Below are 13,709 nucleotides of genomic sequence, written 5' to 3' on the forward strand. Positions count from 1 at the left end.
TTGGCGAAAATCGACTGATAGGCCGACTAAATGGGTCAACATGCTGGGCGTGCTCCCACGGCAGTGCCAGCGGCCGGACCTGGATTGCCCGCGATTTCCCACGTACGAAGCCACGTCCTATGTCAATCTGGCTACTTCGCGGTGGGATGCTGGCCGCGGCGCGTACAGTCGCCCGGTGGATCACATCCCGCATCGCGACAACTACCGCTACCGCGACCAGGACCCCAACTGCTCCCGATGCTGTCTGGACGTCTTGCATGCTCGCCCGCCCGCAGCCCATGAATTTGCGACGGCACGCGGCCTTGAGGGGCTGGTAGGCGAGTATGGCTCCCTGGTCGAGCAGCACCTGCTGCGTTTGACGGTTGGTAGCTGGATCACAGTCGGCCGCATATACCCCTCCACCCCGGACCTGGTGGAGTGGATGGCTTGCATTGACGAGCCCGCCCGCGTCGCTCGTGCGTTGCCGGTTCCAGCTGCGATAGCCGTAGGCGTTGCTGCGGGTCTGATCGAACTCAACCAGGATCTCGAAGACGGCCGGGCTGGCGAGGTGATGGCGGGCCTGGCGCCGCACACCAACCGCGCACTGGCGGATCTGTGGCGCGATCTGACGCTGCTCAGCGTGGAGGGCTATCCCGTGGAGGCTATGGGGCTCCGAGCCAGAGTGGAAAGGTCCGCGAGCCGCCGACCCACGCTGTGGTCCAAGTCGCTGCCGTGGCTCCTCGCCCTTGCCCGTCACCTGGACGGTCTCGACGTCTCCCTCACGCTGGCCTTGGCCGAGCATCGCCCATCGGTGCGAACGGCTGTCAAGGCGAGCACACGAAGTGCGGTACGAGAAGTCCGGCGCCGGGCCGAGGGAATCCAGGCCATGGCTGACGGCATCGGCCCCATCGAACAGAAGCTGTTCGACGCGCTGGGCGGTTCCATGGACGCCCGGCGCCACGTCTTCCCCAGACCCCTCGGCGCTCCGTCGTCGACGTGGCTCGCCAGCACCGATCTGGAGGATCTGACGCGTGGAGCGGTGGCGGGCTCAGTCAAGGACTTCATGAACTTTGTGTCCCGGTCCGGCGCGCAGGACGAGGAAGCGCTCACTGCCCGCCTACTGGAGAAGCTCGGGCAACGGTTCGCAGCCGGATCGAAGTCCGGGCAGTGGATGGATCCTGACTCTCCAGAGGTAGCGCTGGCGAGTCGGCAGGAGACCAAAAATGCAGAGAAGGGTACCGGAGCGGACATCGGTGTCATCCTGGAGGTCACGGTCCCGGGGCGGCTGACCACGAGGATCGGTGACCTGGTCCAGGTCAAGAAGGCCAACGCCCTTATTCCCAGCGCCTCACGTAGTGACTCCTGGAAGATCAACCGCCTGCAACTCGATACCCTGCTAGAGCTCAGTTCGACGGCGACGTACTGGCTCATCCCCGCCAGCGGTGATGTCTACGTCGTACCGGCGAAGTTCTTGCATGCTGTTGGTGCTGCCCACTCCGGTCGCGATTCCTTGTTTACCGTCGGGCACAGCGATGTACGCCATGCCGCCGTGAGTCTGGAGCACTACCTGACCGATCTGATGGCAGGCATGTGGCTGGGAGGTACTAGCGCCGCGACACTCTCAGCTGCCGCAGGTAAAAATCCGGCGAACCGTCCCGAGTTCTTCCTCAATATCAAAGTCACGCTTCCCCGCTTCCTCGACGATGTGCGGAATGGTCCGCAGTGGATCGGAGGGTGAGCCGCACGCGCGGCGCGGGGGCAGCGTTCCCACGGATGAGTACGGCTGGCCCGGAATTGGCGAGATCCGTCCGTATAGAAAGCGCGCTCAGTTCCATGCGCCAGGGCGCACACTGCTTGCGTAGCATGCTGTCGGCCCCCGGACGCATCCGGCGAGGCCGACAGGACGCGGCGAAAGGGCAGCAGTGCAGCGAATCGGCCTCTACTACCCGTACGTGCACTTCCGTGATGAGCAGTGGATCAAGGCCGCCGCCCTCTACTGGCCGGGCGTTGCCCGGGTCGTCCCGCGCGGGTTTTCTGTCACCGACCCGGATCTGGTCAAGGCCCTGCGCGACGAGCTGGACTTCGTCACCGACGTGGACCCCAGGGAAGCCGCAGCCGCTGTCGCCCCCGCCTTCCTGAAGGCTGTCGAGGACCACGGCGCCGAACTGAGGCAACGGTTTCTGGCAACTGCCGACACCCGAACTTTCCACGCGCATCGGGGGAACCGGCCTGAGCCGTTGATGATGGGGCAGCGCATCGTCAACGCGGAGCCGACCTCATCTGACGACGTGCGAACGCTTCCGCGTGACGAACGCCCTCTCGCCGGCCTGTACCCGCACGAGGTAGACCCACGGCTTGCGGACGCCCTTCGCGGTGCAGGTCTCGCTGCGCCAGCCATGCGGTCGCGTGTTGCCAGATTCGCGGACGTGACGTGGCTGGCTATGGACCCGGTCCTGGCCTGGATCTATAAGTGTGTGCTCACCGAGGAGCTGGCCCGCCGTACGCGGTATGCGCCGATCACGGACCAGGTCGCGGCCCACAGCGCCACGGACGGCTGGGACAGCGACCGGATCGCTGCCGCCATGCTGGGCGAGCCGCCCCGACCGGCAAGTTCTGACGAGACAACACGACTCGGGCTGATGGCCGTGCAGTGCGTCCTCCCGGACGGCCTGCGCTCGGTGCCGGTGGCAAAGATCATCCAACTGCGGAAGGACCACCGAGCGGAGTTCAATGCCTTCACCCAAGCGGTGAACAAGGCTGCGGCGGACCTGCGAGAACAGGTGGCCGGCATCGAAGACCGCGCGGCGTTCGAGCAGTACCTTCGACTGAAGTTCGACGAGAGCATCGCGCTGCCGCTTGAGGACCTGCGCAAGGCCATGAGCGGCCTCAACCTCAAAACCTTCTACAGCGCGCTGAACTACAAGTTCGAACTGCCCGCCCTCGCCGCGGCGGCGAGCGGCTGGGCAGGCAACGTGCCGATCGCCGCGGGCAGCCTCGCGGTCGCCGCCGCGACCCTGCGCCAAGCCACGGCGGAGGCACGCGATGCTCAGCTCGGTGGCTCTCCGGTCAGCTACTTGCTCAGGGTGGAACGGAATCTGAAGCCGACCACCCTGGTGCGGCGAGTCGCGCGAACGCTTGGCCGAGCTGCGGGCTCCGGGATCTAGCCGCGCTCAACCGCGGTTGCTGTGCTTGGGAAGCTGGCCCCGGAAGTCGCAGCCGGGGCAGTCGTCATCGCCGTGGACATGGCCCTCGTACCAGCCGTGGACGGACGCGTGGAGGAGCGCCTCCTCCACCGAGGTCGCCACAGGACCGATGCGATGACGTTGCCGACAATCAGCTGGAGCACGGCGGTGTCGGGCGCGGGGAACGGCGGGGACGGCATCGGCGCGTCGGTCGTCATGGCGCGCAGCCCACGGGCGGGACCGACCACCGGTCAGCCGGATGCGGTGCTGTCGTGCTGGCCGGTGCCGTGCAGGTCGCTGCGGAACCCTCGGCCGACCGGCTGCCAGCCCTGGAAGGTGGCGGGCCTCCAACGCGGCCGGTCCGGCACGCTGGTGTCGTCGGGCTCCGGCAGACTGCCCCGGCTCTTGCGGCTGCGGGCGGCCCGGACGCTGATGCCCAGGTGGGCGGCGACCTCCGGATATCCCCAGAGCTGCTGGTCGTCGGCCATCGTGTCCTCCTCGTTCGTCGGTGATGAGCGTACGCAAGATTCGGATGGGCGGGCGTACGGCGAGGCCGCCCCTGCCGGTCGGCGCGGGGCGGCCTTCTGTGGTTGCGGTCAGACTTCGGCGAGGCGGTTGGAGAGGTCCAGGGCGACGGTGGCGACCGCGAGGGCGGCGCACAGGCCGGTCACCTCGTGGAGGGTGGGGCGGACCATGCGCGGCCAGTTGTCGGGGGCGGCGGGCCAGGAGGCGAGTAGGACCTCGGTGGTGGCCAGGCCGAGGTGGGCGGTGACGTCCCAGCCTGCACGGGAGGCGGGCTCCCAGTGCAGGCGGATACGGCCGAGCGGGAGTCGGGGGGTGCCTGCCGGGATCCAGGAGATGTCGAGCGGTCCCTCCGGGAGGGCGGAGACGCGCTGGACCAGCGCGCCGCGCACTCCCGACGGCATGGGCCGTACGGCGAGGGCGTGCAGCGGGCGGGCGGTGAAAGGGTGGGGTCGCGGTGAGATCGAGGCCTCCTGGACGGGGTCGGTACGGCGGGGTCAGGCCCAGGCGAGGGCGTCGCGGACAGCTGCCGGGAGGTAGCCCTCCTGGCCGTCCTCGGCGATGAACGCCATGCCGTCGCCCACGACGACGTCGGTGTCGAGGTAGTGCGCGAAGGGCCAGTCGGGGTTGACGGCCAGGCGGATCGGCAGGTCGGGGTCGAGGTTCTGAAGTTGCCGGAGCAGGTGGCCGACGGTCAGGTAGTGGGGCACGGGAACCTCTGGGAGTGAGATGGGCGGGTGAACACCACGGTGGTGGAGCGTCGGCGGGTCGTCGAGGCGGAGCAGGTTGCGTAAGGCCTTCGGGCCGGTGGGTCCGGCGTGGGGTGGCTGGCGCGGTGCCACCTGCGGACTCGTTGACGTAGCCCTTGCCGCGTTCTTCATCTGCCAGTCGCCGCAGGAGCAGATGGCCTGGATGTAGGCGCGGCCGGGGCAGTCGGGGCGGAGCGGCTTGCCGGAGGTGCTGTGCTTGTGCGCGGCCGGGCAGCCGGTGCCGTCGGCGTGGTGGTTGGTCAGCGGCGCGCGGTGGGGCAAGGGGTGTTCTTCTCGATTTGGTCGGGGCCGGTCAGCCCGGCATACGAGTCGACCGGCGGCGGTCCGGAAGGAGGCCGGCTGCGGGGCGGTTCAGCGGCTGGGGTTGGCGATGAGCGCGGCGAGGAAACCGGCCACGGCCTCGGAGGGGGTGTAGGGGCCGAACTCCTGGATCCAGGGTTCGGCGTCGGCGGGGATGACTCGGACCTGCCAGACGATGCCGCGCTTCCAGGCGGCGGTGTCCTCGGGGAGCCAGCCGACGTAGACGCGGCCGTCCGGGCTGGTGCAGTGCACGTTGGCCTCCGGGGTGTCGACCATGGCCCAGCCGAGTGCGCCGAGCAGTTCGAGTACTGGGCCCGCGCAGTGGTCGCTGGAGAGCCAGGCGCGTTCCTCGACGGCGGGGTGGACGACAGCGGGCAGGAGGGTGCTGGAGGTGTTCAAGAGTGGATGGTCCCTTCGTTGACCTGCGGTTTTTCCGACACCCGTACGTTGACATGCGGTGTGCCGAAGTACGTAGTTGTTTCCGGGAAGGTGCTGTCTGCCGTGGGCGAACTGGCCGCCGGGGACGAGAGACCGGCGGGCCGGGGAATGGATCGGCGCGGCCGGTTGTCCTAACTCGGTTGCGGCGCAGGGCCGCACAGAGCCGGAGGGGGAACAGGCGTGGCGGAGTTGAACAGACACTGGGGCGGTGCCGGGTTGGCGCGCAAGATCCGCAGCGCAGGGCGGCCGTGGACGATAGGCGACATCGCGATGGCGGCCGACGGCCAGTGGGCCGTGGATACCCAGGCCGAGAGGCAGCGTGACGGGGAAGCCGTGGTGAAGCGCCGGATCGCGGATGGGCGACGCGTTGAGCTGACGTTGGCGGAGCTGGACCGCGCGATGGGCTCCCGGTTTGGGGAGGCCCATCGCAACGAAGACGTGGACTGACCAGTTACCGTCGGGGCCCAGTCACGGCCACTGTCGCGCCGACAGCGGCCGACGGGGCGGGCTGGTCCGGTGGTTGGCCCAGGGCGCGCGGTGCGTGCGCGGAGCGGGCGACAGCGGCCTCGGCCAGGCGAAGTGCCCGTGCCTGGTCCGCGGTCACGGCGGCGTCGCGGGCCTCGATCACGTGGCTGATCGCCGACGCCCCGGCTGTTGCGCCCTCATTGCCATTCACCTCAGGCCGGAGGCGGGAACCCGAATTTGCGGGCAGCTCGCTCGGCCCGTATGCGCTGCCCCCTCATCTGCATTTGCGCGAACTGCTCGCTCACGCCGTAAGCGGCCGCGACGCGCGCGTTGTCCCAGCCATCGAAGGCCATCCGCGTAGCTGCCGACAGCGGCACCAGCAGCTCGCCGGCCATGAAAGTCGCCTGCTTCTCCTGCTCCGCGCTGAATTGGCGCTTGTGGTCCTCGCCGAGGATCACATTGTTGAAGGAGTGCTCCAGCAGGTGGTGGCCGAGCTCGTGAGCGATGTTGGAGCGCCGGCGGACATGTGAATGGGACTCGTTCTCGACGATCACCCGCGCAGTACCGAGGGGCACCAGCGCAGCCGACCAGGCCGATGATCTTTGCACCGTGAAGTGACTGAGGGTCTCGGCGCCCATGCCGAACTCACCCAGGCTGGCGAGGGCGTACACACTGATGCCGTGCTCCTCGGCGAGCGCATACGGATCGAGCGGATCCACCGGACTCAGGCCGAGCCCGTCCCGCTCCTCCTGCGCGACGTCGCGCATCAGCGCCTGCGTCCAGCGCACTCAGCTGCTCCGGGACTCACGTTCGGCGCGGAACCGCCGGGCGGCAGCACCGATGACCTCCTCCAGGTAGGCCACGTCACCCTCGCTGAGATCGCTGCGTGCCCGCAGCAACGGCACCAGTGATGCCACGAGCTCCGGCTCCTCTTGGGCGGTCTCCCCGCCCGGGGTCACATAGAAGGTCTCCGCCGGCATGCGTAGCCATGTCGTCATGGCTGCGAACGCGGTGACATCGGGCTTCAGCCCGTTGGCCATGCGGGAGACGGTCGACGCGCTCACTCCGAGTTCCTTGGCCAGCTGCCGCCAGGACAGCTCCTTCTCCATGCGCGCAGCATCCAGAGCCGCGTGCAGGGCCTGCACATTCACGCTCGGGCTCTCGCTCATTGATATCCCTGGCTTCTTGCACTGCTCGACTTGTCGATCACTTCTGCTACAGTGTAGCTGCTCGAAAATTCGAGCACTGACCGACATCAGCACTACGTTGGTCGGTATGGACACGCATGCCTGGAGGACCCCGATGCCGACGGACAGTCACGGACCCGGCCTCGCCACGATCATCGTCAACACCCGCCCGCACACGTGGGAGGCGAAGGACATCACCTTCGAGCAGGTCGTCGAGCTCGCCTACCCCGGCCAGCCGCCGAACGAGCAGGACACTTACACCGTCCGCTACAGCCGCGGCCACGAGGGACACGGCTCGGGCAGCCTGACGGCCGGCCACGGCGTGAGAGTAAAGAAGGGAATGGTCTTCGATGTTTACCGCACTTCTCGCTCGTGACCGGGACCTGTCGCGTCTGCTCGACGACGGATACGATGTGGTGATGCAGGCGGGACATCTGATCGTCCGCCACATTCCTTATGTAACCGAGGCGCGAGCCGTCGACTACGGATTCCTCGCCTACCCGGTGACCCTCAGCGGCGACCGCCTCGTCTCCGGCACGGACCACCGCATCTGGTTCGGCGGATCGCCACCGTGCAACGAGCATGGCCAAAGACTCCCCATGGCCAACCCAGAAACCCGTGCGATCGCCGAGGGACTGAAGGCCGACTTCATGCTCTCCAGCAAGCCGGGACCGGCCGGATACCCCGACGAGTACACGAAAGTCACGGCCTACGCACGCATCATCGCCGACCAGGCCCAAGCGATCGACCTGTCCGCCACGCCCACCCCGGGCGCGGCGTGGCAGGAGATCGACGAAGACACTCCCTTCGTCTACCGGGACACCGCCACCTCACGGGCCGGCCTCGCGGCAGTCAACCGCCGATACCGCGGCCACCGCATTGTGATCGTCGGCCTCGGAGGCAGCGGAAGCTACATACTCGACCAGGTCGCCAAGACCGAGGTCGACGCGATCCTGCTCGTCGACGGCGACACGTTCGACAACCACAACGCCTTCCGGGCACCCGGTGCACCGACCATCGACACCCTGCGCAGCCGCCCGAACAAGGCCGCGTACTTCGCAGCGCTCTACTCCCGCATGCACCGCGGCATCACCGCCTGTGAGGAATACCTGGACGAGGACAACCTCGTGCTCCTCGACGGTGCGACCTTCGTGTTCCTCGCATCCGACGACGCGGCCGGCAAACCGACCGTCATGGACTGGCTGGAAGCCCGCGACGTGCCCTTCATCGATGTCGGCATGGGCATCGAGGAGATCGACGGCCGACTCAGCGGGCTGCTGCGGGTGACGACAAGCCTGCCAGGACGTCGGCAGCAGGCCCGTCAACGGATTCCGTCACCAGCACCCGAGCGCGATGCCTATGAACGCAACATCCAGACCGCCGACCTCAACGCGCTCAACGCGGTCCTGGCCGTCAACCGCTGGAAGCGGGCCATCGGCATATACGCAGACGCAACCGACGAGGGCCTCGCCACCTACTCGCTGATCACCAACGAGATCGCCAACGAAGACCTGCCGTGACCGCCTCAGAAAGCCTTCGGCCGGCATTCGTCGAAACCTTCCCGGCAGCGATGGACCAGGGAGTGCTGTACATCTCGATCCCGTACCGCACCTGCGGTCACCTGTGCTGCTGCGGTTGCGGGCAGGAGGTTGTCACACCGCTGTCGCCAGCGCAGTGGTCGCTCACCTACGACGGCGACAGCGTGTCCCTCGCCCCCTCGATCGGTAACTGGGCGCTCCCATGCCAGTCGCACTACTGGATCCACAAGAACCAGATCCGCTGGAGCCGACGCTTCTCGGCCACGGAAATCACCGAAAACCGTGAGCGCGACCGCCGCCGGCTCGCCACAGCCACGAGCGAAGTCGCGCCAGGACCGCTGGCCAGGCTGCGTTGCCGACTCAGCCCACGGCGTCGATAGGCCAGCAAGAGCGCACCCCCACATCACCGTCCGGCCTCCGCGCGCGGCGACGCGACGGCACCAGGGAAGAGGATGCGCGGACAGACCCGGACACGGCGTCGTTCGCGTACCCGCGGCCCGGGCATTTCTGACGCACTGGGGATCCCGACGCGCGGTCACCGTCCCCATGTTCTCTACGGTTGCGGCGTCTGTGTCCCCCTGTCGGCCGCCTCCATCCGGGCGAGCAGGGAGCGCACCAGGGTGGGTAGGCTGTCGGGGCCCTCACCGATCCAGACATGATCGGTTGCCTCGCCGAGGACGTACGCGGCGTCGTCGAGCAGGCCGCTGGAGATCTCCATGCAGGCGTCGGTGATGCGGGAGGCGGCGAGCAAGGACCGCGAGAGCACCTCGACGTAGTCGCCGGGGCTGAGGCCGGCAGCCTCAGCGGCTGTGCGGATGGCGGCCAGCTCCAGCGCGCTGAACGCGAAGTCGAACTCGTCGTCCTTCTCCGTCGGCGAGGGGGCGGCGAAGGCCGGGTCCGGCGGTTCGGCGGGGATGCCGACGCGCGCAGATCTGGTCCACGGAGGCGGTCAGCTCGGCGAGAGACTCGGTGAGCCAGCCGAGCGCGGAAGCGTAGGACGCCAGGGCGAACAGACCGGCGGGGGTGGAGGGAAGTGGCTCCTCGACGACGAACTCTTCGAGCCGGTCGTTCAGTTCGCAGACCACTCGGGGGCCGGCGGACAGCGCGCCGAGGACGGGATGCAGGTAGGAGCGGCCGGCGGAGGTGGGGTACTCGGTCGTCAGGATCCCGGAGACGCTCTGTGCGGCGTCGGTGAGCAGCCCGGCCAGTTCGTTGCGGGCCAGGGGCGTACGGTCGGAGGTCATCGCAGGGGGACCTTTCGGGAGGCGGCGGGAGCGGTGGGGCCGGCTGCCGCCGGTGCCGTGGCCGGGAGGGGTGCGGTCGGGTCGAACGCGTGGGGGGACCGGGACCGGGCTGCCTGGACTCGGGCCGCGGCCGCCGCGTCGGTGTCGGCGGGCCGGTCGAGGCCGGTGCGGAGCTGGGCCGTGCGGTAGACCGCGTAGTCCTCCCGTGCGCCGGCCGCGACGAGGTAGATCTCGCGCTTGTGGGTCGAGGTGGGCGGGGCTGGGCGGAACTGGATGACCATCCGGTAGGAGACGGCTGGGTCGACGTAGACCTTGTGGAAGCCTGCGAGTCGGCCGGTCAGCGGCAGGCAGTCGTCGCTTCCGTGGACCAGGTTCTGCAGTTCCAGCAGCGCCAGGTCGCGGATCGCGTCGGGGAGTTCGCGCAGATCCGCGATGGCATCCGGGTGGGCGGCGAAGGCGAAACGGGCGCGGCTCACATCGGCCTCTGAGCATTCGGTCGCTGGGTCGCTCCCGCCAGCTCGGGCGCCAGGGTGGCCAGCACGCGGTGGTTGGGCCGGCTCGGGCTCGTCGTGCATGCGGCGAAGGGGCCGTCGGGGGCACGGAGATGAACCAGGGCCTGGTCCAAGTGGTCGCGGTGCCACGTCGAGGGACCGGACAGGCCGGCCTCGGTGTCAGTGAGCTGCTGCCATGCGAGCCAGAGCGCGTGCAGCCGGGCAACGGCCTCGGGGTGCTCGTGCCACTGGTCGCACCATGGGCGGGTGGTGCTGATCTCCCGTCCGTAGACGGGCAGGAACAGGTAGTTCACCCAGTCGCTGAGCGCGGCCAGTTCGACGGCGTACGCCTCGCCGCCCAAAGCGAGGATGAACACCGAGGCCGGGACGTCGGCGCTGTCGGCGTCGGCCGTGTCTGCGGTGGGGGTGTCGTCGGTGGGCTGAGGGGTGGAGACGGGCTCGGAGCCGAGGCGGTCGAGGATGACACCGTGCTGGCGTACCTCCGCCATGGTCTTGGCGAGGGTACTGGCGAGATCGTCGAGATCGCCGTCGGGAACACGGAACGGCTGGGGCTCGGGGGTGGCCTTGCTGGGGTCGGACATGGCGGATCCAAGGGAGTCAGCGAGCAGGGCGGGGGCGAAGTGCGGCGCGCTCTTCTGGAGGTCACGGCGGTGCTCCGTTCGCAGGTCGGCATGAGCAAGAGGATGCGGAGATTCCGCGATTTGGTGCGGCCGGGAAAACCGGATAACGGGGCGCTACAACGCGGTACAACGGGGGCAGCGTGGGAAAGGGGGAGCCAGCAACTGCATGGCGTGGGCAGCCTGTTGGGGGACCACGCCGTTGCCGAGCGCGGTGAGTTGAGCCGGTCGGCCGAGTCCCGGAGTGGCGGTCACCCAGCCAGGGGCCAGGCCCTGCATCCACTCCACGAAGTCGGCGCGCAGGCGTCCGGCAGCGTCGGTGGGCGGCGGCGCGGGGCGGGTGAGGCTTTCCCATCGGGCGATGGCGCAGGCGTACGCTCCCCATCGCCCGTCGGTTCCTCGGCTTCCGGGGCCGCCTCGGCCCACAGCGGCAGAGCCACCGCCGGCAGCGGCGGGCGCTAGCTGTATTGATCCGCAGCGTTGTTGACGCGGCTGATCGGGGGGTGGCCGTCGAGTGCGGTGTGGCAGCGGTGGTGGTTGTAGGTGTGCAGGAAGTCTGCCAGGGCTGCTGTTCGCTCGTCGTTGGAGGTGTAGGGCCGCAGGTAGGCCCACTCGTCGAGCAGGGTCCGGTTGAAGCGTTCGACCTTGCCGTTGGTCTGCGGCCGGTAGGCGCGGGTGAGCTTGCCCCTGGCGCCGAGGTCGGCCAGGGCCTGTTGCCAGGCGAAGCTCTTGCGGTAGGGCCAGGCGTTGTCGGTCAGGACCCGCTCGACGCGATCGATGCCATGCGCGGTGAAGAAGGCCGCGGCCCGGCGGAGGAAGGCAGCGCAGGTGGCGGCCTTCTCATCGCCGTGGACCTCGCTGTAAGCGAGGCGGGTGTGGTCGTCGACGGCGGAGGGGATGTAGTCGAAGCCCATACCGCTGCGGGTGGCGCGGCCGGCCTGGCGGCCCAGGACCTTGTGACCGCCGCCGTCGGGGATCCGGCCGAGTTTCTTGACGTCGACGTGGAGGAGTTCGCCGGGCCGCTCACGCTCGTAGCGGCGGATCACAGTGCCGGTCGGACGGTCGAGCCAGGCCAGCCGATGGAGCCGGTGACGGGTCAGGATCCGGTGGACCGTCGAGGCCGGGAGGCCCAGGATCGGGCCGATCCTCGCCGGTCCCAGTTTGCGGGATTGCCGCAGGTCGCAGACCTTGGCTTCGATGTCGGCCGGAGTCCGGTGAGGTGTCGTGCGTGGCCGGCTGGAGCGGTCGGCCAGGCCGGCGTCACCTTCGGCCCGCCACCGCCGCACCCACTTGTGCGCGGTGGCCCGCGATATACCCATCTCGGCTGCGACATGGGCGACCGGACGGCCCGAACGGACCCGCTCGACCAACAGGCGCCTACCGAAGACGGTCAGCCGGGCATTACGGTGGGACACGAAGACCTCCGTGCGGTGAGTTCCTAGACAGCTCCCACCACACCGGAGGTCTTCGTCATGTTCAAGACCTGCCGAGTGTCAACAACGCTCGTGATCAATACAGCTAGCCCCTGCCCGGACGACGGACAGGAGTGCCGGTGTCGCTCGTCCTCAGGGTGGGCCGCAGCGAAGCCGCCGCGCTCGGCAGAGTCATGTCCCCCGTTGCCGTGCCGCTGGTTCGGCCAGCCCTTGATCCCGTCCGACGCCTTCGGAGTCGGCAGCAGCCACTCCACCTCGTCGGTCAAGTTCGGGCCGTGGCCGCCGCTCTTCCTCTTCGACGGATGCTGGGAGCCGCCGCTCTTGCCGATGTTACTCGTCGGGGTCTTGAGCTGGGTGCTGGGCGGGCCAGGCGACGGAGGAAGGTCCGCTCGCGACGATGCGGGGCTCCGACGTCGCAGGCACGAAGCACGAGCCACCTTGCGTCGTACCGGAGGTCGGCCAGGGAGCCGAGTACGGCACCAAGTGCCTACATAGGTGGCTGGGTTGGGTCGTCTCCCAGGCACCACGGGCAGAATTCCACGTCGCCAGGGGAACCGGCGGGCGAGGTGAGGAGACCTCGGACATTCTCGATCACCACCAAGCAGGGGCGGAGGGCTTCGACCGCACGGGCGACGTGCAGCCACAGCCCCGAACGGGTGTGGGGGTTGAGTGCGTTGTGGCAAAGGGAACTCCTGTTCGATGAGCAGGGGTTCGCGGAGTCCCCTATGCTCGCGAGGCAGTTGGTATGAACAGTCCATTTAGGGGGCGCGGAGCCGCATGGCCGACGAGATCAAGTACGAGTACAAGACCGTGCAGACAGTTCGCGGCACCGACGGCTTGGTGATCTCGAAGATGCAGAAGGACGGCTGGGAGCTCGTGGAACAGCTCCCGGGCAAACTTCGCACCACCCTCAACTTCCGTCGACCGAAGAAGCCTCTACCGCGGCTCCTGATCGGGGCGGGGGCTGCCGTCCTCGTGGTCTTGGCCGCCATCATCGGCACTGGCGCTGCGCTCAGCGACGGAGACGAGGAGAAGGACGCTCCAGCCAGTTCTGGAGCCACGAGCGAGAAGCCGTCCGCTACGCCGACTCCGACCGCGGCCGCACCGACTGCCGCTGCTGTGATCACACCGCAGAACAACACGGAGTTCGCGGCATTGTTGAAGGCGGACCCGTGCGACGAAGCGAACCTGGACTTCGCAACCAAGCACGAGGGGCAGACGGTCGCGTTCGACGGCTCAATCAGGCACATGGCACCCCACGGTGACTACCACACCCGCTACGACTTCCTCCTGGGCCCAGGCGACAAGGGACCGCAGACGACGGACGGCCCGAACTTCAAGTACGAGGACGTCAACACCGGCAACCTGAACCTGACCGGCAAGCAGATCCCTGCCACCGTTGGCGTCGGCGACAAGTTCCGCTTCGTCGCCGAGGTGGGCGAATTCAACGCGGACCAGTGCCTCTTCTTCCTCGCCCCGGTCTCGACGGAAATCCGGTAGTGCGTTGTGGTAAAGGGAGCTC

The 13,709-nt window shown here is 68.3% G+C and carries 17 protein-coding genes and 2 pseudogenes; 7 read left to right on the plus strand and 12 right to left on the minus strand.

What is annotated here, in order from left to right; genetic code table 11:
- Positions 1–175 precede the first annotated feature (175 nt).
- On the plus strand, positions 176–1,717 hold the full coding sequence (locus tag ABZ898_RS11655) for a hypothetical protein (protein WP_361655998.1): 1,542 nt from the start codon (positions 176–178) through the stop codon (positions 1,715–1,717).
- Positions 1,718–1,901: 184 nt separating this feature from the next.
- Positions 1,902–3,143, plus strand: coding sequence for a DUF6236 family protein (locus tag ABZ898_RS11660; protein WP_361656001.1), 1,242 nt, complete (start codon positions 1,902–1,904; stop codon positions 3,141–3,143).
- Positions 3,144–3,149: 6 nt separating this feature from the next.
- Here the strand turns inward: ABZ898_RS11660 and ABZ898_RS11665 are convergent, their stop codons facing one another.
- The 5 genes from ABZ898_RS11665 to ABZ898_RS11685 all read right to left on the minus strand — a co-directional run bounded on the left by ABZ898_RS11665 (position 3,150) and on the right by ABZ898_RS11685 (position 5,152).
- Positions 3,150–3,284, minus strand: a complete 135-nt coding sequence (locus ABZ898_RS11665; RefSeq protein ID WP_361656003.1) for a hypothetical protein — start codon at positions 3,282–3,284, stop codon at positions 3,150–3,152.
- A 128-nt stretch (positions 3,285–3,412) separates the two neighbouring features.
- A complete protein-coding gene (locus ABZ898_RS11670) occupies positions 3,413–3,649 on the minus strand; it encodes a MarR family transcriptional regulator (protein WP_361656005.1) in 237 nt (78 codons plus the stop codon).
- Between the two features lie 108 nt (positions 3,650–3,757).
- A complete protein-coding gene (locus ABZ898_RS11675) occupies positions 3,758–4,087 on the minus strand; it encodes an esterase (RefSeq protein WP_361656007.1) in 330 nt (109 codons plus the stop codon).
- 93 nt (positions 4,088–4,180) lie between these two features.
- Positions 4,181–4,393 (minus strand): hypothetical protein, encoded by a 213-nt coding sequence (locus ABZ898_RS11680; RefSeq protein WP_361656305.1) that lies wholly within the window; start codon positions 4,391–4,393, stop codon positions 4,181–4,183.
- 411 nt (positions 4,394–4,804) lie between these two features.
- Positions 4,805–5,152, minus strand: a complete 348-nt coding sequence (locus ABZ898_RS11685; protein ID WP_361656010.1) for a DUF317 domain-containing protein — start codon at positions 5,150–5,152, stop codon at positions 4,805–4,807.
- A 219-nt stretch (positions 5,153–5,371) separates the two neighbouring features.
- Here ABZ898_RS11685 and ABZ898_RS11690 point away from each other — a divergent pair, with 219 nt between their 5' ends.
- The gene (locus ABZ898_RS11690; protein WP_361656012.1) at positions 5,372–5,638 is read left to right on the plus strand and encodes a hypothetical protein; all 267 of its coding nucleotides are present in this window, start codon (positions 5,372–5,374) and stop codon (positions 5,636–5,638) included.
- Positions 5,639–5,868: 230 nt separating this feature from the next.
- On the opposite strand, the gene ABZ898_RS11695 is transcribed toward ABZ898_RS11690, so the two are convergent.
- Together ABZ898_RS11695 and ABZ898_RS11700 are read right to left on the minus strand one after the other, a co-directional pair.
- Positions 5,869–6,444 (minus strand): ImmA/IrrE family metallo-endopeptidase, encoded by a 576-nt coding sequence (locus tag ABZ898_RS11695; protein WP_361656015.1) that lies wholly within the window; start codon positions 6,442–6,444, stop codon positions 5,869–5,871.
- Entirely contained in the window at positions 6,445–6,825 is a 381-nt protein-coding gene (locus tag ABZ898_RS11700) for a helix-turn-helix domain-containing protein (protein WP_361656018.1), read from the minus strand.
- A 133-nt stretch (positions 6,826–6,958) separates the two neighbouring features.
- On the opposite strand from ABZ898_RS11700, the gene ABZ898_RS11705 reads away from it, so the two are divergent.
- Genes ABZ898_RS11705 through ABZ898_RS11715 form a run of 3 tightly spaced genes read left to right on the plus strand, consistent with a single transcriptional unit; the run spans position 6,959 to position 8,761 of the window.
- Entirely contained in the window at positions 6,959–7,219 is a 261-nt protein-coding gene (locus tag ABZ898_RS11705; protein WP_361656021.1) for a multiubiquitin domain-containing protein, read from the plus strand.
- The gene (locus ABZ898_RS11710) at positions 7,194–8,363 is read left to right on the plus strand and encodes a ThiF family adenylyltransferase (protein ID WP_361656024.1); all 1,170 of its coding nucleotides are present in this window, start codon (positions 7,194–7,196) and stop codon (positions 8,361–8,363) included. Before ABZ898_RS11705 ends, ABZ898_RS11710 begins: the two co-directional genes overlap by 26 nt.
- Positions 8,360–8,761 (plus strand): DUF6527 family protein, encoded by a 402-nt coding sequence (locus ABZ898_RS11715; protein ID WP_361656027.1) that lies wholly within the window; start codon positions 8,360–8,362, stop codon positions 8,759–8,761. Before ABZ898_RS11710 ends, ABZ898_RS11715 begins: the two co-directional genes overlap by 4 nt.
- A gap of 173 nt (positions 8,762–8,934) precedes the next feature.
- Here ABZ898_RS11715 and ABZ898_RS11720 read toward each other — a convergent pair.
- The 5 genes and pseudogenes from ABZ898_RS11720 to ABZ898_RS11740 form a co-directional block, all read right to left on the minus strand.
- Positions 8,935–9,625 (minus strand): annotated as a pseudogene (locus ABZ898_RS11720) (hypothetical protein).
- Positions 9,622–10,101 carry a hypothetical protein gene (locus tag ABZ898_RS11725; protein WP_361656030.1) on the minus strand — a complete coding sequence of 160 codons (480 nt, stop codon included), beginning with the start codon at positions 10,099–10,101 and terminating at the stop codon, positions 9,622–9,624. The pseudogene ABZ898_RS11720 and the gene ABZ898_RS11725 overlap by 4 nt, the downstream one beginning before the upstream one ends.
- Positions 10,098–10,718, minus strand: coding sequence for a DUF4913 domain-containing protein (locus ABZ898_RS11730; protein WP_361656032.1), 621 nt, complete (start codon positions 10,716–10,718; stop codon positions 10,098–10,100). The genes ABZ898_RS11725 and ABZ898_RS11730 overlap by 4 nt, the downstream gene beginning before the upstream one ends.
- A 494-nt stretch (positions 10,719–11,212) precedes the next feature.
- Positions 11,213–12,169 (minus strand): IS481 family transposase, encoded by a 957-nt coding sequence (locus tag ABZ898_RS11735; protein ID WP_361656035.1) that lies wholly within the window; start codon positions 12,167–12,169, stop codon positions 11,213–11,215.
- A 280-nt stretch (positions 12,170–12,449) separates the two neighbouring features.
- Positions 12,450–12,914, minus strand: a pseudogene (locus tag ABZ898_RS11740) (DNA cytosine methyltransferase).
- A 50-nt stretch (positions 12,915–12,964) separates the two neighbouring features.
- Here ABZ898_RS11740 and ABZ898_RS11745 point away from each other — a divergent pair.
- Positions 12,965–13,687, plus strand: coding sequence for a DUF4839 domain-containing protein (locus ABZ898_RS11745; protein WP_361656037.1), 723 nt, complete (start codon positions 12,965–12,967; stop codon positions 13,685–13,687).
- Positions 13,688–13,709: the final 22 nt, after the last annotated feature.

Origin of the sequence: Streptomyces sp. NPDC046860, from assembly GCF_040645115.1 — a bacterium.
Lineage (GTDB): Bacteria > Actinomycetota > Actinomycetes > Streptomycetales > Streptomycetaceae > Streptomyces.